We start from the raw sequence: 18,096 nt of genomic DNA on the forward strand, positions 1-18,096 counted from the left end.
GAGCACCCTGATGCCGGCCACCACCCCCGTCGCGCAGGACTTCGTCCCGTACGCAACCGCCGCGATCGACTTCCACCGCGCGCTCAACGTCCCGACCGGCCCGCTGGTCGCCTCCCGCGCCGAACTCGACGCCCTGCACGAGCACTTGGTCTCGCTGCACGGCCTCCTCGACGCCCACACCCAGCGCACCTCCCCGCTACTGCCCGCCGAGGGCGACCACCTCAAGGCCGCCCGCACCCGCCTGTGGCAGGCCGCCGACCACCTCCACGCCGCCTACCACGCCTCACCCCGGCCCGGCAGCGGCGACGTCCCCGAACCGGAAGCGCGCCGCGCCCGCCTGCCCGAGGGCGCGCCGGAGCTGACCATCTGCCGCCGCCACCAGGAGACCGCCCAGCTGGTCCGCCGCCGCACCACCCCCGCCGACCTGCACACCCCGTTCACCGGCCTCGTCCGCCGCTGACCCTTCACCCCCCGGAATCCGTGACCATGCCCAGGAACCGCGCCACCGCCGCCCACCTGTTCGTCCCGCGCAAGACCACCCGAGCCGACCGGCGCTCCGCCCGTGCCGGGTACGCCGAAGCCCGCACCAAGGCCCGCCTCGCCACCCTGCCGACCGTGCGACGCGAGCGCGAGGGCACCGACCCCGAGCTGCGGCCCGCCTACCCCGTCTCCGGCCGCCCCGGTCTCGCTTCCGCACGCGGCGGCAAGCTCCGCCTTCCGCAGCACCGCATGACCACCGCTGTCGCCGGCGGGGCCTACCCCTTCCTCGCGGAGGCCGGGCTCGGCGCCGAGGGGATCTTCATCGGCCGCGACCTCCACGCCGAGGGCAGCTTCTGCTACGACCCCTTCGCCCTCTACAACGGCGGCCGAATAGAGGGGTTCACGAACCCGAACGGGATCTTGTGCGGCATCATCGGCATGGGCAAGAGCGCGCTCGCCAAGTCCATCGCGACCCGCGCCATCGCCCACAGCTACAAGATCTATGTGCCCTCCGACCCGAAGGGCGAGTGGTCGGGCCTGGCCGAGGCGCTCGGCGGCCAGACCATCGCCCTGGGCCCCGGCCTCCCCGGCAAGCTGAACCCGCTGGACGCACCGCCGCGTCCGGACGGGGTGAGCGAGGAGGACTGGACCAGCGAGGTCCGCAAGCGCCGCCTCCTGCTGCTGGCGAGCCTGGCGGCCACCGTACTCAAGCGCGATCTGCTGCCGATGGAGCACACCGGCCTCGACGTCGCGCTCGACCTGGTCGTTGCCGACGCCGAGGCGACGGGAACGGTGCCGCTGCTCGGCGACATCGCCCATGCCCTCGGCCGCCCGGAGCGCCTCGACGCCGCGCTCGGCGAGGAGGCCGGTGGGCTCGGCCGGGCGGTCGACGACTTGGCCCACGCCCTTCGTCGACTCGTTCACGGCGACCTGTCCGGCATGTTCGACGCGCCGTCCACCGTGGTCTTCGACCCGAGCGCACCGATGCTGTCCATCGATCTGTCCCGGCTCGGCAGCAGCGGAGACGACACGGCGCTGGTGCTGGCCATGACCTGCGCGAGCGCGTGGATGGAGTCCGCGCTCGCCGATCCCGCCGGCGGCAGGCGGTGGGTCATCTACGACGAGGCGTGGCGAATCATGCGGCACGTCGGCCTGCTGGAGCGGATGCAGCAGCAGTGGAAGCTCAGCCGAGGATTGGGAATCGCCAACCTCCTTATCCTGCACCGGCTCTCGGACCTGCTGTCCGCAGGCGACGCCGGATCGCGCGGGCGCGTCCTCGCCGAGGGCCTCCTGGCCGACTGCTCGACCCGGATCATCTACCGCCAGGAACCCGACCAGATCCCCGCCGCCATGGCCCTGCTCGGCCTGACCGGTGTCGAGGCCCAGGCCATCGCCGCGCTCACTCGCGGCCGGGGCCTGTGGAAGGTCGCCAGCCTGAGCTTCATCGTGCAGCACCTCCTCCACTCCCGGGAGAAGCAGCTGTACGACACCGACTTCCGCATGGCCGCCTGACCGGCCCGACTTCAGGAATCCTGAACCCGAGTTTCTACCAACGACGTTGAGTCCTACCTCGACCACGCCCACCTCACAGCGACCGACTTCACGGAGTTCGAGCAACTGGTCGCCGCCCGTCCCGACCAGCGCCCCGCCCTTCACACCAACTGGCACCCCGTACTCACCTCCACCCACCGCGCCGGCGCCCAGTGGGTGTCCTCCTCCGCCGTGTTCAAGCCTTGCGACACCCGCACCGACACCGAACTCGGCGAAGAGACCTACGTGCGGGTGTACTTCGACGAGGACGGTCGGGCCCTGCCCGACCGTCCCCACCGCTCCGGGCCCGTGCCCCCGCTGGCCGCCGAGCTGGCGGAGCACCTGCCCGGCTGGTCCGTCCAGCCCTGCCCGCTCAACCCCGGCCGGGACCTCGTCGAACTGAGCGAGCGGCTCTGGGGCGGGGGCCCGCCGCCCTGGGACAGCGTCTCGGCCCCGCACACCGCCCTCGCCCTCGCGGGCCCCGGCGGCGAGCGGTTCCTCGCCGTACGGCCACGCCCCGGCCACGAACTCCAGGTCCGCTCGGCCCTACCCGATGACGATCCCGACTGCCGCCTCGGCGCTGTGAAGCCTCCGCACCGCATCGTGTTCCGCGCCGACGCGACGCCAGCCACCGTGGCGGCCGATATCAGGGACCGGCTCGCGCCCGGCTACCGGCAAGCCGTCTGGCACGCGCGGACGAACGCCTTCACCTACGCCGCCGAGGGCCTGCAGCAACTGAGCCCCGCCTACATCCCCGAACCCGGCTCGTCCTGGGGCCGTCACGGGGAGGTCGGCGGCTTCGAATCGGAGGCCGACCGCAACCGCGCCGCCTGGCGCTACATCACCACGCTCACCGACCAGGGCCCGCACCTCGTGGCCGGGATCCGAGCAGCCATCCGGCTTGAGGACCGCCTCGACCCCAGCGTCGCTGCCGACCTGGGGAGGCTGCCCGCCACCGAGTACGCACTCGCCCGTCTCGCCGAGGTCCGCCAAGCCTGGCAGGGCGCCATGGCAGCCATCGTCGGCACGAGCCCCGAAGCCGGCCGGACGCGCGCCCGCGCCGAGAGGCTGCGCAACCAGGAGGCGTGGGAGACCGCCGCGCCGCTCAGGGACGGCCCGCTTCCCGCGCTCGCCGCGCACGTCGGCCCGAGGATCGCCCTGCCCGTGCCGGACCGCGAGCAGCAGATCAAGGCCGCGATGGCCCGCACCGGCCGTCCCCGAGGCGACGTCTCCGTAACGCCTGCACCGCCCGCGCCGCCCCCAGCAGGCGTGCCCCGCCGCACGCGGTGACCGCCTACCACCGCTTCGCAGCCGGACCAAGTCCGCGGTCCTCGGCATCATCAGCGCCCCACCCCAAGCGCCCCGGGGCGCGCACCCCCAGGAGCACGACATGCGATCCGACGATCTGACCGTCCTGTTCACCGAGAACGCCTTCGGTGTCACCGCCCACGTCTACGGCCCGGACACCCTGACCGACCGTAACGCCACCGGCCCGGCCCGGCGCTATCTCCCCGTCACCCGCCCCCTCGCACAGCGGGGCCTTGAGACCGGAGTCGACTTCGGGGCGGACGACTACATCGTCGACGCCGGCCTGCCCGACGGTAGCCGCCTGGTGATCTCGCCGGAGCAGTCCGGCCATGCGGACGACGCCCCGCCGGACTGGCTGGCGACTCATCACTCCAGCCCCGACGACCCTGAGCTGTTCGAAGTCGTCTACGACAGCAGGCTGGAGGGGCCCGACGCCCGCAACGGGGGCAGCGTGCCCAAGCTGCTCGCCGCCGTCGACCAGCACCTCGACGGCCTCGGTGTGCCGTCCCGCCAGCAGGTCCGGGCCGTGCGCGACGGCGCCGAGTCCGCTCTCCACCGCGCCGGGTTCATCCCCGTCCTCCGTATCCACGAGACCCACCACCGGCTTCCCGCCGCCATGGTCGACCCCGGCGAGCGCCGGGTCGCCGTCACGCGGGCCGTCGACCACCTGCGCTACGAGGGCTACCGCTTCACCTGCCCGGCGGACCTGATCGACCACAGCCTCCCGCCAGCGCTGCCCCCGGCCCGGTCGCTGGCACAGGTCAGCGGCACCATCGCCGAGGCCGGCCACACCCGGGAGGCGGTCGACGCGCTGAGCGAGCTGACCGCACCCGGTGACGGTGTCCTCGTCCAGACCATCGCGGTCCTTCAGGAGACGGCCTCCTGGTGGGAGGGGCTGGGCGGCGCCGCCGATCCGCACTACGCGGCCCGCCTGCGCTACATCGCGGACATGGCGGACGGGTACGTGCGGGAGATCCGGGCGATGCGCGGCGACCTCGCTGACCGGCACACCGCCCACCCCGGCCGCACTCGGTCCACCACCCTGGTCGCAGCCGGTGGCCTCGACACCCGGGTGCTCGCCGCGCTCGCCACCTCCCCCACCTCCGCGCGCACCCTCACCGGCCACCCGGCCGAAGCCGTCCTCGCCGCCCCGGTCGCCGTCGTCCGCGCTGCCGGCCCGCGCCGCTGACCCCTGTTCAGGAAGGAAGACCGCTGTGCCCCGCCGCTGCAGACCGCGCCCCACCCACCGGTCCACCGTCCGAACCAGCAACGCGGAGCCCCACCGTGCCTACCGCCGAACCCACCCAACTGCCCGACGTCGCCATCGGGCACCACCCGACCCACGGCATCGTCGCCTCCCTGCCCACCCAGAACGCCGCCGCCCAGTGGTTCCTCGAACGCCTCGACTTCCAGCAACTGCCCGACAACCCGCGCCTGTACGCGCTCACCGACCAGCACCGAGATTCCCCCGACCGCGCCGCCTGGGCCGCCAAGCTCCTCACCGGCGCCGGCTACCGCGTCGACACCGACATGGCGCTCACCCCCGTCGAGAACACCGGCACACGGGAACAGGCCCACTCCCGGCTGCCCGCGACCGAACCGGCGCCGGACACCGGCCCGGACGTCGTCTTCGCCGAGCACCCCCAGCTCGGTGTCGTCGCTGCCACAGCCGACACGGCCAACGCAGCCGTTCGCGGCGGTCAGATCCTCGAAGCCCACGGCTGGCGGCTGAATCACGTCCTCGACGTCTACACCCTGCCGGTCACCGTCGACCGGGGCGAGTCCCTGGGGCGCATGGCCGCCGCCACCACCGCCATACACCGAGCAGGCGACCTGCAGGTCGCGGTCCAACCGCATCTCGCCGAGGACCTCGCCGCCTGGCGCACCCCGGCCCAGCAGGCGTTCACCACGCACAAGTTCCGCGCAAACGAGGCCGCGCTCAAGGCACCCGCCACCGTGTCGACCGCCGTCGCCGTGAGCCCGCCGCCGCCGGCGGCCGACCCTCGCATCGCCTTCGCCCGAGCCCGCTGACCAACCCACCCCTACCACCAAGGAGCAGAGCACATGGCTGTTATCGGTAAGTCCGGCTATTGGGACTTGCGGAATGCCTCCCGTGGGGCACCAGCCCCGGCCGTGCAACCGGCAGCTGGCGGAACGAAGGAGGCCAGGGTCAGTCTCGGCCCGAAGATCCGAGACGACACCCCGAGACCGCTCCAGGTCGACGAACTGATTCAAATGCCCCATCTGGGAGTGTGAGCAGTGCCGGCGGCCCTCAGTCCTGGCGAGCTCATCGTCTCGGCAGCGGGAGCCACACCTGCTGTCTCCGGTCAAGGGAGTCTCAGTGACCGCGTTGTGCTGGCCGAGCCCACCCAGTGAGCGTTTCTACAACGGTGTCGTCGCCGCGTTCGGACACCTGGTGGCGGCCATCCTCACCTCCCGGCCCGCACGGTGCTGCGCGCATCTCCAGCCACCGAGGACTCAAAGGTTCCGAGCGGCATAGTGCGGTTCTTCCGTAGCTGTTCTTGCGTTTCCGGAGCAACCCGGATGTGATGCGCGCATGATGGGGCATCAGTCATCTGTGTGGCCAGACGGCAGGGGCTGCGATGCCGACCGCGCTGGTCACCAGGCGCGCAATGGGCTCATGCCCAGCGGGGAGGGGGATTGATGCTGGCGTGGGCTGAGGCCGTGGCCTGCGGCGCCGGAGGCGGACTGATCGCTGAGGCGATCGTCACCTTTGGGCGGCTCCGTGCTTGGCAGCAGGCGCGGCATGCGGCGAGGGCCGTGGCGGACCCGCTTCCTCGCATCGGTGCGTTCGTTGATCCGCTGGCAGACTCGCTCGCCGCGCTCTTCCGCGTGGCGTTAGGGGGTGCGGCGGGGTGGCTGCTCCATGCCGAGATCACCGGGGTATACGCGGCAGTGACCGTGGGCGCATCCGCACCCGCGCTACTGGCCCAGGTGGGCAGGGCTGCCACCACCGTCGATGCCCTTCGTAGTGGGTCCAAAGGCGAAGAACCGAGTGTCGCGCCCGCCCAGCCAGATCTTCCGAGGCTGCCTCCCTTCGACGGGGAGGTGACTTCATGAGCGCCGGTTCCATTGCCCAGCGGTCCTGGAAGTCGTTCATCGGCGGACGGCTACCATGCCTCCCGCGAGCGGTGGAACGCGGACGCAACGGATACGCCCTACGCCATCGTGTCTGGGCGTCGTTCATCGGCTTCAACCTACCCGCGCGGTCTGGCACAGTACCGACTCACGAGGCATCGACCGTCGTCCCAGGGCCGATTCCCGGGAGGGGACCGTCCCGAGGCCATCAGCAGGCAGACCAGCTACTCTCCGGGTGGTTCGCGCTGCCTCAGCTCATCTCGGCCACTGTTCTGACAGCTGCGGGAGGTGACGCCGTGGTACTGGAGACATCGTCGCCCGACGGCCGGACTGGATTCCTGGTGCGCAAGGTCGGGGTCCTATCGCCCGAGTACAGCCTGGAGTTGGTGCTGCATGGCGTGGATGCCGCGCAGCCGGTGGTGACCGCCATCAGTTACACACAGGTTGACGGCCGCGAGCGGATGCTGCTCCTGCCTGTAATGCAGGGACAGTTCGGCCCTCCCGCTTCGTACGTCCGGCTCCCGGGCTTCGGTATCGACGTAGCATGGACAGCGTCCAGCCCCTCGCCAGCGACCTCAGACACCGTGTGGGACGCCGAGGTGGTTGCGGACTCGGTCCGGTTGGCGCTCAACGAGGCGACCCGTGATACCTGGCGGCAAGTCCGCGAGCTCGTCGACGAGAACCTGCGCGGCGTGATCGACGGTGCGCTGCGATGACGGCCGCCGATGAGCAAGAGGGCACCGAGAGCCCTCTGAACGCGACGCTGCTGGGGTCTGCTCGGCCACCTCGGTCGTCTTGGCACCGATCGAGTCCCCGGCCCGGCCCGTTCCCGGATCGGGCCACTCTTGAGGACGTGCTAAAGACCGCGACGAGCCCTCAAGGCGTCGTGGTCGAACTGCTCGGCGAAAGGCAACTGTGGTGGAAGTGCTGCAGCGAGGCAGTCCGCACCGATCCCTCCTGGCTGTTCGGGAGCGGCAGCGACGAGCTGCGGTCATGGGTCAATGCGACAGCGCCGGACCGGGCAGCCGGCTCGGTAACGCCGGTTGACCATGCGTACTTGCTGGGCCGAGCACTGAGCGCACCAGAAGGCCACGTCGAGGAGCAAGACCAGGCCCTGGCTCGTTTGTTGGAGGAGTGGGGGCAAAGTGGACTGATCTCTGCTGACGCCGCCACCGGGCCAGCGCAGCCGTCCGGCAGGGGGGTCGCCGGCCTTTCTCCACGCATCGCGGGCGGGCTGAGCGCCGTCATCGAGCGCATCGAGCGTCTGCACCCCGCCGACGGCGCGCGCTTGACCGGACCCAGGAGAATGCTGGTAATCGCCGCATTACTCATGGCAGGTGCGGAGCCGCGCAGGAGGCCCCTCGTGACTGTGCCGGTGGTGTTCGGACGGCCCGCCCGCCAACCTGGAGACGCGGCCCTGGAGCAGGGGGCCACCGGCGTTCTGGAACTGCGCGAATTTCCCGCGGGACCAGCAGGGTTGTATCCCGATCCGCGGGCGATGACAGGAGTACACAGCCCCAATGGGCAGTTCGCCGCCTCCGTGGGCCACGCATGGAACGTGGCCGGGTCCAGGCGCGAGGGCCGCTGCGTGCTGTGGCGCATCGTCCTGACCGACGATCCCCTGCCTCCTCCACGGATCGAGGGGCCCTCTCTCGGCGCTGCCTTCGCGCTGGGACTGCGCGAGCTCTTACGCTATCCGCAGTCTCGCCGGCCGAGCGTGGCCGGGGTTCGCGGCCTCTTCTACGGGCTGCGGCCACGGACAGCGGTGACGGGGGCGCTCGATGGCGGTGAACGCCTCCTCAAGGTCAGCGACATGGACGCCAAGCTCTTGGCCGCGCGCCGCAAGGGACTGCGCCTCGTCGCGCCCCAGGCGAACCGGCTCGACGTCGCCAATGCACCCGAGCCCGGCAATGTGAAGTTCGCCGACACGCTGAGACAGGCCGACCGCTACGCCCGAAGGTTCCGTACCGGCCGCCTGGTCACGGCCCTGGCGCTGGTCGCCACAGCCACAGCCACGGGACTGCTGGTGGCACAACAGAACGCCGCGGACACCAACCACCAACGTGATATCGCCATTTCTAACCAACTGAGCATCCAAAGCCAACAGTTGGGCGCTACCGACCCGACCCTCGCTAGGCTGGAAAGCCTCGTGGCCTGGCGGATAGCACCGACCGCGCAAGCCCGCTACGCGATGCTCACCACCGCGGCCCTCCCGAGGATTGCCGCTCTCCCAAGCGACACGACCGGCACGCAAGCGTTGGCGTTCAGCCCGGACGGCAAGACACTCGCCACTGGCAACGCTGAAGGCACGGTGCGCCTGTGGAGTGTGGCGGACCGCCAGCAAGCCGGCATGCTTCCCACCGCAGACATGGGCATGGTGAAGGCGTTGGCGTTCAGTCCGGACGGCAAGGTCCTGGCCACTGGAAACCACTTCGGTCCGGCGCGACTGTGGAACGTAGCCACCCACCAGCAAATCGGCGAGAATCTTGCTTCCGCGAACAGTGGATCCAGCAATGCGGTGGCGTTCAGCCCTGACGGTGACACCTTCGCGGTCGGCAGCGCGGACGGCACGGTGCGGTTATGGAATATGGCCACCAATCAGCAAATCGGCCAACCCCTCAATAACCCCAGTGACGTGCTCGCACTGGCATTCAGCCCGGACGGCAAGGCACTCGCCACTGGAATTCTGGATGGTACGGCACGCCTGTGGAACGTGACCACCCACCAGGAAATCGGCCAACCCCTCACCATCAAGGGCACCACCGCCCTCACCAACGCTGTGAGGGCCGTGGCGTTCAGCCCGGACGGCGGGACGCTAGCTACCGGAGGCGACGACGGCACGGCACGCCTGTGGAACGTGGCCACCGAACAGCAGATCGGCCAACCCCTCACCACCGCCAAGGGCACCAACGCCAACACCACGGTCGTGAGGGCCGTGGTGTTCAGCCCGGACGGCGGGACGCTGGCTACCGGAGCCGAGGACGGCACGGCACGCCTGTGGAACGTGGCCACCGGTCAGCAGATCGGCCAACCCCTCACCACCGCTGACATGGTCAGCACGGTGGCGTTCAGCCCGGACGGCAAAACGCTGGCCACCGGCGGCAACGACGCAGCTCAGCTTTGGAACGTGGCCGCCTACGAGCAAATCGGCAAGCCCCCCGTCACCAGCACCGGCAACATGAACGCGGTGGCGTTCAGCCCGGACGGCAGGACACTCGTCACGGCCGGCCAGTACGACGGGGTTCGTATGTGGAACGTGAGCAGCACGCCCCCTCGGCAAATAGGCCAGTCCCTGCCCGACAGCAGTTTCACTTCTACGGTGGCGTTCAGCCCGGACGGCAAGACGCTCGCCACCGGCACTGACCTCGGCGGCACCGCCGGTACGGTGCGGCTGTGGGATGCTGCCACTCGGCAGGAAATCGGCCGCCCCCTCCCGGGGGGCCTGGTCAATGTCGTGGCGTTCAGCCCAGACGGCAAGGCACTCGCCACCGGCTCAGGCGACGGTACGGTGCAGCTCTGGGATGTGGCCACCCACCAGCGAATCGGAGAGCCATTCTCCACTTCTGGCGACGTGAATGGCTTGGTGTTCAGCCCGGATGGCAGGAATCTGGCAACTAGCGATGTTGACGGCCCGGCACGGCTGTGGAATGTGGACACTCACCAGCAGGTCGGCGAACCTCTCGCCGCCCCCGACGACGTCCCCACTACCGCTGTCGCATTCAGTCCCGACGGGAATACGCTGGCCGTCGCCGCCCGCGACACTACAGTGCGGTTCTGGGATGTGGAGACCCGTCACCAAATTGGCCAGCCAATCGCAGGGAGGATCGGCATCGGTAACGCGATGGCGTTCAGCCCGGACGGCAAGGCACTCGCCACCGGCTCAGGCGACGGTACGGTGCGGCTATGGGATGTGGAGACCTATCAGCAAATCGGCCAGCCTCTCACTGGTGATGTCGGCTACGTGGGTGCGGTGGCGTTCAGTCCGGACGGCAAGACACTCGCCACCGGATGGTCCGACCTAGCACACCTGGGAAACGGCTCGGCGCAGCTATGGGACGTCGGTTATTTGGTTGATACCCCGGCATGGCTTTGTTCCCGGGTGCAGCGTTCGCTCTCAGGTGCAGAATGGGCGAAGTATGTGCCGGTTGGACCGTCATACCGCAAGACTTGTCCCTGATCTGGCGGCGCTCCTGGACGAGCCGTTGGCGCTGCGCAAGCCCCGGACCGGCCACACCCCGGCCCGGCGCCTGACCTGGCACTGCTCGATACGCAGCACCACCCAGTCCGCGCTCACCGACGACCACTGGTTCGACCTGCTGCGGCAGGTGCTCACCGCCACCGTCATAGAGCCGGAGGGCGACCCCGAGGCTTGCCGCTGGGTGGCGGTACGCAACACCGACGACAGCCTCGACGTGGTCGCCACCGTCATTCGCAGGGACGGCCGTTGGGCCCGGCTGCACAACGATGAACTCTTCGCCCGCTTCGCCTGCGAGACGTTCGCCCGCGACCACGCACTCGCCTCACGGCGCTGACGCCTGCGCAGCCAGCGGCTGGTGCCGGCCGATGGCCGCCGCCTATCACCGATCTGCGGCCGAGCCAAACCGTCAGATCTGCGGACTCTGTCCCCGTCAGCCCGCACGCCGGGCTCCGCCGCCCGTCCGAGAGGGGACGCCGTGATCGCCTACCTGCAGCGCGCCACCACCACGGCCGCGCTGATTCCCACCCTGTACGGCCTGGACGCGCCGGGTGACCGGTCGCGTCCCCGGCTGATCGGCGCCAACTACCGCGGCGCCGACAAGCAGTTGCCGCTGTTCGGTGACCCGCAGGAGGTCCTCGGCGGCGGCGTGCTGGATGCCCCCGCCCTGCGGATCGGCGCCCGAGCGCCCAAGCACCCGGTGTGGATGTGCTCGGTGCGCTCCGACCCTCGCCACCCGGACCTGAGCGACACCCAGTGGGTCGACGTCGCCCGGCGTCTGGTCACCGCTACCGGGCTCGCCCCGGACGGCGACCCGCAGGGCTGCCGGTGGGCCGCGATCCGCAACGGCGACCGGTCGGTGCACGTCGTCGCCACCGTCGTGCGCGAGGACGGATACATCCACAGCACCTACCGCGACCCCTTCCACGTGCAGGCCGAATGCACCCGCATCGCCGCCGAACTCGGCAACCTCACCCGCACCGTCACCACCGCCAAGGACCACCGGATGCCCGCCATCACCATCAGCGCCGAGCCCAGCGGCAGCGTCGTCGCCACCGGCGCCATCGACGACCTGTCGGCCACCCTGCTCCGCCACGCCGGCTTCAAGCAGATCGACGACTGGCACGGCCGCCGCCACCGGCTGCCCACCACCACCGCCCCCTCCGACCGGGCCGCCATCGCCACCCACGCCACCGAGATGCTGCGCGCCGCCCGCTACACCGTCGGCCTCGACCCCAAGCTCAGCGCCGAACCGCTCAACACCGCAGGCCAGCAGATCCTGAATCTCACCGATGAGCTGCGCGGCGCCACGGACTTCGCCGAGCTCGCCGGGACGCTCGACCAGCTGCTCGACCCGGACGACGGGATGCTGGTGCGCCTCCAGGAGGCCCTCGAGATCGCCTCCGAGCAGATCACCGAACTCGACCCCGACCAGTTCGAACTCTCCGACCGGTTCGGCTTCGCGTCCGACCAGCTGGTCACCGCCCAGGCCGAACTGGCCGGGGCCGTCGACGAGGTGCAGCTCGCCATGTCCCGCGAAGCAGGCACCTCCGAGGTACGGAGTGCCGACGACCTGCGCACCCGCGCCGCCCTCGCTCGCAGCACCGCTTCCCCGGCCGTCGGCAACGCCCTGGGCGTGCCTGCCGCTGCCGCCTCCGCCTTGCCGGCGCCCGCACCGGCAGTTGCCGCCAGCCGCCTCCGCTGAACGTTCCCGCCCGCTACTACTTCCTGGGAGCCCCGGTGCCCGAGCATTACTCGTCGATCGGCGAAGCAATCGGTGCCGCGATGCAGCACAACATCCGCCTCGCCCACGGACCGGCCGTTGAACCGCCCCTCCGGGTCCGCTACTTCCCGCCGCCCGCCGCCGACCCGCTCTCGTTGCCCGGGATGGTCTCGCGCCTGGAGGTCACCGCGAGCCCGGACGAGGTCGCCGGGATCATCGAGGAGGTGACCGGTGCCCTGGTCGGTCCGCTGACGCAGCTCACCGAGCTGGTCGCCGCCTCGGCCGACTGGGCCAGGGCCAGGATCCACCTGGCCGAGGTCGGCGACTTCGAGGACCCCGCAGCCGGGACCTCCTACGGCCTGTGGGCACGGCTGGCCTCCGCCCACAAGATGCTGACCATCGCCCAGCAGGACCTGGAAGGCGCCGTCGCCCCCATCGCCGCCGCGCCGGCTCAGCTCACCGACCCCCGCAACCACGAGCCGTTCCAGGTCCTGCGGACCCGCGAACTCCTCCACGACGTCATGGGCAGCGTGCCGCCGTCCACGCCGGAGGCCCAACGCTGTCAGGCAGCCATCGCCGGCTCCCCCGGGCGCGTCCCCCAACCGTCCACCACCACCGCGACCGCGCAGAGCACCGCCCCCGTCACCGGCCCGGCAGCGGCACCGCGCCGGACCCGCTGACAGCAGCACCAGAAGGACTGACCATCATGGGAACCTCGCCGACACCTGCGGCACCGATGTCGAGATCTACCGCGGCGGCGACGGCCTGATCTGGGCCGACTGCCGTACCGACGCCCCCGCTCTCGTCGACCGCACCCTGCGCCAGTTCGGCTTCACCGCCCCGCCCGAGCCCGGCAACCCCGCCTCCTACAGCCTCCCGCCGGAACGGCCCAGCGCCGACCAGCTGACCGCCGCCTCCGGCGCGGCCTACCTGCTGGGCGTCCAGCAGCACCGAGTCGCCATCGAGCCACAGTTGGTCGTCGCCCTCGACGGCATGGACTACCCCACCGAGCTGCGGCGCACGGCAGCCCTCGCCACCTCCACTGCGGCGCCCGTGAACGCCGCCGTGCAGCAGCCCCCGGCCCCGCCGAGGGCGGCGGCAGAGCGCCCAAGCAGTCGTATCCGCTGAAACGTTCCTCCCTCCCTGCCCCGAAGGAGAGCAGCCCCGTGGCGATCCGTACGAGAGCCGAGCGCGCCCCGCCCACCGTCCGCTCGCACCCACCTGGACTCCCCCTTGCCCGCCCCGCGCACCGGCGCGCCGTCGACCACCTCCGGCACGGACGCCCTCCTCTACCTCCTGTTCGGCGTCCTCGGCGCCGCCATCGTCTTCGGCAGCCTCGCCTGGCTGACCGGAAACCTCACCAACTCCTTCGTCGGGTCCGGCCCTTGGGCGCCGTTCCACGCCACTGAGGCCCTCCTTCACCCCGACCGGCTGTGGCCTCACCTGGCTCCGACCGCCGTCCAGGTCGGTGCACGCGCGGTCCCCGGACTTCTCACCGTCTTCCTCGGCGGCATCGCGCTCGGCCTCGTGCTGCGGCGCCGCGCCGGGATGAAGAGCGGCATGGCCCGGCCTGCGGACGTCGCTCCGCTGCTGAACAAGGAGATCACCGCCAAGGCCCGTAGCCTGCGCCCGAGCCTGAACGGCCGGGAGTGTAAAAGAGGTCGCGCCGAACGACCGGGGCATCCCCATCGGGACGCTCTCCCCGGGCAACGGCGAGGTCCGGGCCTCGTGGGAGGACGTGATGGTCGCCATCATGGCGCCCCGCTCAGGCAAGACGAGCGGCATCGCGATCCCCGCGATCCTCGCAGCCCCAGGGCCCGTCCTGCTCACCAGCAACAAAGCGGCGAACGACGCCTTCACCACGACCGTTGACGCCCGTGCGAAGGTCGGCAAGGTCTGGACGCTGGACCCGCAGCAGATCGCGCACCACCCGCGCGAGATGTGGTGGGACATCCTCGCGGATGCCCGCGACCTCGCTGGCGCCAAGCGATTGGCCGGGCACTTCGTCACCGCGAGCGTGGACGAGTCCAGTGGCTCCGACTTCTGGTCTACCGCGGCGAGCAACACCCTCGGGTCGCTGTTCCTGGCCGCTGCGAGCCACCGGCGTCCGATCACCGACGTGCTGGCCTGGCTTGCCTCCCCCTCCGACCGCACCCCGGTCGATCTTCTGACGGATGCCGGCCACCACGCGGTCGCCGCCCAGCTCCAGGGCACCGTCACCGGCGCCACCGAGACCCGTGACGGGATCTACGAGACGGCGCGCCAGTACGCCAGCTGCCTGCTGGACCCGGAGATCGCGGCGTGGGTCACCCCCACCGAGGGCCTGTCGGAGTTCAAGCCGTTCGACTTCGCCTCCTCCCGCGACACCCTGTTCCTGCTCAGCAAGGACGGCGGCGGCAGCGCCTCAGCGATCATTGCGGCTGCGGCCGACGCGGTGATGCGTGCGGCCGTCATCGTCGCCGAACGCAGCGGCGGACGGCTCGACCCGCCCGCGCTGTGCGTGCTCGACGAGGCCGCAAACGTGTGCCGGATCGCCGACTTGCCGGACCTCTACTCCCACCTCGGCAGCCGGGGCGTCATCCCGATCACCATCCTGCAGTCCTACCGGCAGGGTCAGCGATGCTGGGGCGAGGCCGGCATGGACGCCCTCTGGTCCGCGGCCACCATCAAGGTCATCGGCAGCGGCATCGACGACGCCGACTTCGCGGACAAGCTGTCGAGGCAGATCGGCGAGCACGACGTGCAGACCGTCTCCGTGTCCGACTCCAGCAGCGGCAAGTCGACTTCGGTGTCGATGCGCACCGAGCGGATCCTGCCGCCCGACGAGATCCGGGCTCTGCCCAAGGGCAAGATCCTGCTCTTCGCGACCGGCATGCGGGTGGCGATGCTCAACCTCAAGCCCTGGTACAAGGAGCGCTCCGCCAAGGAGATCGGCCCGGCCTCCGCCCGCGCCACCAAGGCCATCACCGAACGCGCCATCGCCAAGGCCGCCACCGGCCGCGACGACTTCACCCTCTCGGCCTGACCCACCCCACCCGGCGGCGCCGACCGGGAACCCGCCTCTTCCCCGGCCGGCGCCGCCCCCAGCCGCTTCCCCTCCTCCGCCTCGACTCTGGAAGTTCTCTTCATGTCCGACACCAACTCGGCTGCTGCCCACCGCCGTTCGGCACCGCTGGCCGGGGCGCCGGTCGTCCGCCGGGGCGGTCAGTGGTGGCTGATCACCGGCACCGGTTCGATCCTGGCCAGCGACCCGGTCTTCACCGGTGAGCTGGACCGCTTCGCCGCCGCGATGGCCGCCGCCGACCGTGAGGTAGCCCTGCTGCGGGACAAGCAGGCCGCCACCCGGAAGAAGCGGAAGGGGAAGCGGCGGTGATGGACGCACTGCTCAAGGGCGAGCAAGCCCTTCTTGGCGCGGTCCTCCTCGACCCGGCCCAGCTCGACACCGTGGCCTGGCTGACGCCCGCCGACTTCTACCGTCCGGCTCACCGAGCCCTGTTCGCTGCGCACCGGACCCTGAGCAACGATCAGCGTCCGGTGCGGGAGGCTGACGGGACAGTGCCGCTCTCGTGGGTGACCGACACGGTCTCCGAGGCGAGCCGCCAGGTGCGCGGGTTGAACGCCTCGTACCCGTTCACCCTGATCGCCGCGTGCCCGCGCCCGCAGAACGCCCCGGTATACGGCCGCATGGTGCTCGAAGGGTCCTTCCACCGCACGGTGCTCGAGCACGCCGTCCGCCTGGAACACGTTGCCCGCATCGATGCCGAGCAGCACCAGGTCGAGGGCGTCCTGCACCACGCCGATGCCCTCACCGGTGTGCTCGGCGACCTCGCCCGCCGCTGGGGCACCGAGCCCCGTCCCGTCCCGCCGCCCGGACCGGGCGCGAACGCGGCGCCCTCACCGGTCGGGCTCGAGGAGACCGAGGACGAGCGGTTCCTCCTGGCCGTCCTCGTCCACCAGCCCGAAGCGATGGCCGAGGTGTACGACTGGCTGCGGCCCGGCGACTTCGTCGATGCCGACCACGGCCAGGTCTACCGCTGCCTCGGCTCCCTCCACCACCGGGGCGAGCCGATCGACGAGGTGACCGCCCTGTGGGAGGTCCAGCGGCGCGGTCTGCTGGCCGACGGCACCCTCTCGCGCGAACAGGTCGACGGTCTCTTCGGCGGGCCGGGGGCGGGTTCGGCCGAGTGGCTGGGTGACCAGGTCATCCGCTCTTCCGTCGTCCGCACCGCCGCCGGAGCCGCCACCACGATCAAAACGCTGGCCGAGGCCGAGGCAATGGCGCCCGGCCGACTCATCGGGCAGGCCCTGTACGCCCTCGGCCCGCTCGACGAGGTGCGCGCCCGCTGGCGCACGGCCAACCAACTCCCCTCCGCAGCACCCGAGAAGGACGCCGCCGAGGTACGCCCTGACCCTGCGGCTCGGGTGCGCGCGGCACTGTCCCGAAGCCCCCAGCCGCAGCTCGCCGCGAGGGCCGCCCCGCCCGTAGCCGCCCTGTCCAGGTCGGGCGCCGCGACTACGTCACCCGCCCGCCCCCTCCCCGCCCACCGCCTCCGGAGCACCCCGTGAACAGCCCGATATCGGAAGCACTGCTACTGCACGCCACCGCATCCGGGCTCGACGCCCAGCGCGCCAAACTGCCCCAGGTCAGTGCCCCGTTCCGCCTGCCCAATCCCATCGGCGTGGCCAGCCAGATCGCCGAACTCGGCGGATCCATCATCACGATGGGCGACGAGTACCTGTTCCATGCGGGCGCAGTCGGACCGCAGGAGCACGCGGTGCACGCGGCCGAGGCGCTCGCCAGCGCCATCGGCAGCGTCGCCCAGGCCGCGTCCGCTCTCCACACGGTCGCCCAGCAGATCGCCTTCGTCACCCGAACGGCCGGCAAGCGCGGTGATGCCGGCTTCGAGGACGCCCACACCGTCGCCGAGCAGATGATCGAGTTCGCCGTCGAGACCGCCCGCGACGACCTCTCCGAGGCAGCCCAGACCCTCCGGACCGCCGCCTCGGCCATCGCCCCACCGGCCGTGAAGCTCCAGCGGGCCGCTCTCGCACGCTCTCCGGGCGCTCCGGCACCAACCTCGGCTCCGACCGCAATCGCCGTACCTGCCACCGCAGCAATCCAGCGCGCCCCTGCCCGCTCGCACTGAACCAATCCCCGTCCCCTCCACCTCTGGAACCCGCCACCATGGACTTCATCCCCTACCGCCTCGAACGTGAGCAGCTCCACGCGCTCGCCGACCAGCTCGTCGACGCCGCCCGGCATCTGGCCCGGCTGGCCCCGACCAGCCGCCTGCCCGCCCCCGAAGCGGCCTCCGACGTCCTGACTGCTCTCGCGGGCCTGCAGCAGTACGTCCTCTCCTGTGCCGGCGATGTCAACGAGACCGGCGCTCTGGAGCCCGACCAGGCACGTGCCCACCATCGCGCCGTACTCGGCGACGCCTTGGTCGCGCCCGTGATCGCACACGCGATCACCGTGGCCTCGTCCGCGCTCATCACCACCGGCCACAAGATCGCCCGGACCCACCCGGTCCATCTGCCCACCGATGGCATGAGCGTCTACCTCGACCTCCTCGATGCCCAGACCACCCTGGTCGCCGCCGCCGGTGCGCTACGCCAGCTCGCCGGTCAGCTCACCCACGACCAGCCCGCCGCCCTGGACGAACTCGCTGCCCTCCACGCCTCGCCACCGCGCCTGCGCCACCAGGCCGCACCCGCCCCCGGCACCACCAAGCCGGAGACCCTGCGCGTGCGGGGGCGCTGA

14 protein-coding genes and 1 pseudogene are annotated in these 18,096 nt (G+C 71.1%); all 15 read left to right on the forward strand.

What is annotated here, in order from left to right:
* Nucleotides 1-10: 10 nt before the first annotated feature.
* Nucleotides 11-460, forward strand: coding sequence for a DUF6238 family protein (locus ACFVU9_RS13115; protein ID WP_387592908.1), 450 nt, complete (start codon nt 11-13; stop codon nt 458-460).
* 26 nt (nt 461-486) lie between these two features.
* Complete coding sequence (locus tag ACFVU9_RS13120) at nt 487-1,992, forward strand: ATP-binding protein (protein ID WP_387592911.1); 1,506 nt, start codon at nt 487-489, stop codon at nt 1,990-1,992.
* Nucleotides 1,993-2,202: 210 nt separating this feature from the next.
* Nucleotides 2,203-3,300 (forward strand): hypothetical protein, encoded by a 1,098-nt coding sequence (locus ACFVU9_RS13125; protein WP_387592914.1) that lies wholly within the window; start codon nt 2,203-2,205, stop codon nt 3,298-3,300.
* A gap of 100 nt (nt 3,301-3,400) precedes the next feature.
* The gene (locus ACFVU9_RS13130; RefSeq protein WP_387592917.1) at nt 3,401-4,507 is read left to right on the forward strand and encodes a hypothetical protein; all 1,107 of its coding nucleotides are present in this window, start codon (nt 3,401-3,403) and stop codon (nt 4,505-4,507) included.
* Between the two features lie 95 nt (nt 4,508-4,602).
* A complete protein-coding gene (locus ACFVU9_RS13135) occupies nt 4,603-5,349 on the forward strand; it encodes a hypothetical protein (protein WP_387592920.1) in 747 nt (248 codons plus the stop codon).
* Between the two features lie 1,364 nt (nt 5,350-6,713).
* Nucleotides 6,714-7,133, forward strand: coding sequence for a hypothetical protein (locus tag ACFVU9_RS13140; protein WP_387592922.1), 420 nt, complete (start codon nt 6,714-6,716; stop codon nt 7,131-7,133).
* A 170-nt stretch (nt 7,134-7,303) separates the two neighbouring features.
* Nucleotides 7,304-10,594 carry a hypothetical protein gene (locus tag ACFVU9_RS13145; RefSeq protein WP_387592924.1) on the forward strand — a complete coding sequence of 1,097 codons (3,291 nt, stop codon included), beginning with the start codon at nt 7,304-7,306 and terminating at the stop codon, nt 10,592-10,594.
* Between the two features lie 25 nt (nt 10,595-10,619).
* A complete protein-coding gene (locus ACFVU9_RS13150; RefSeq protein ID WP_387592927.1) occupies nt 10,620-10,949 on the forward strand; it encodes a hypothetical protein in 330 nt (109 codons plus the stop codon).
* Between the two features lie 141 nt (nt 10,950-11,090).
* Nucleotides 11,091-12,317, forward strand: a complete 1,227-nt coding sequence (locus ACFVU9_RS13155) for a hypothetical protein (RefSeq protein WP_387592930.1) — start codon at nt 11,091-11,093, stop codon at nt 12,315-12,317.
* Nucleotides 12,318-12,352: 35 nt separating this feature from the next.
* Complete coding sequence (locus tag ACFVU9_RS13160; RefSeq protein ID WP_387592933.1) at nt 12,353-13,015, forward strand: hypothetical protein; 663 nt, start codon at nt 12,353-12,355, stop codon at nt 13,013-13,015.
* Between the two features lie 553 nt (nt 13,016-13,568).
* Nucleotides 13,569-15,360: pseudogene (locus ACFVU9_RS13165) on the forward strand (type IV secretory system conjugative DNA transfer family protein).
* Nucleotides 15,361-15,462: 102 nt separating this feature from the next.
* Complete coding sequence (locus tag ACFVU9_RS13170) at nt 15,463-15,708, forward strand: hypothetical protein (protein WP_387592936.1); 246 nt, start codon at nt 15,463-15,465, stop codon at nt 15,706-15,708.
* The gene (locus ACFVU9_RS13175; RefSeq protein ID WP_387593078.1) at nt 15,708-16,901 is read left to right on the forward strand and encodes a DnaB-like helicase N-terminal domain-containing protein; all 1,194 of its coding nucleotides are present in this window, start codon (nt 15,708-15,710) and stop codon (nt 16,899-16,901) included. Before ACFVU9_RS13170 ends, ACFVU9_RS13175 begins: the two co-directional genes overlap by 1 nt.
* On the forward strand, nt 16,898-17,482 hold the full coding sequence (locus ACFVU9_RS13180; RefSeq protein ID WP_387592939.1) for a hypothetical protein: 585 nt from the start codon (nt 16,898-16,900) through the stop codon (nt 17,480-17,482). Before ACFVU9_RS13175 ends, ACFVU9_RS13180 begins: the two co-directional genes overlap by 4 nt.
* A 38-nt stretch (nt 17,483-17,520) precedes the next feature.
* On the forward strand, nt 17,521-18,096 hold the full coding sequence (locus tag ACFVU9_RS13185) for a hypothetical protein (RefSeq protein WP_387592942.1): 576 nt from the start codon (nt 17,521-17,523) through the stop codon (nt 18,094-18,096).

Source organism: Kitasatospora sp. NPDC057936, assembly GCF_042887525.1.
Classification (GTDB): domain Bacteria; phylum Actinomycetota; class Actinomycetes; order Streptomycetales; family Streptomycetaceae; genus Kitasatospora.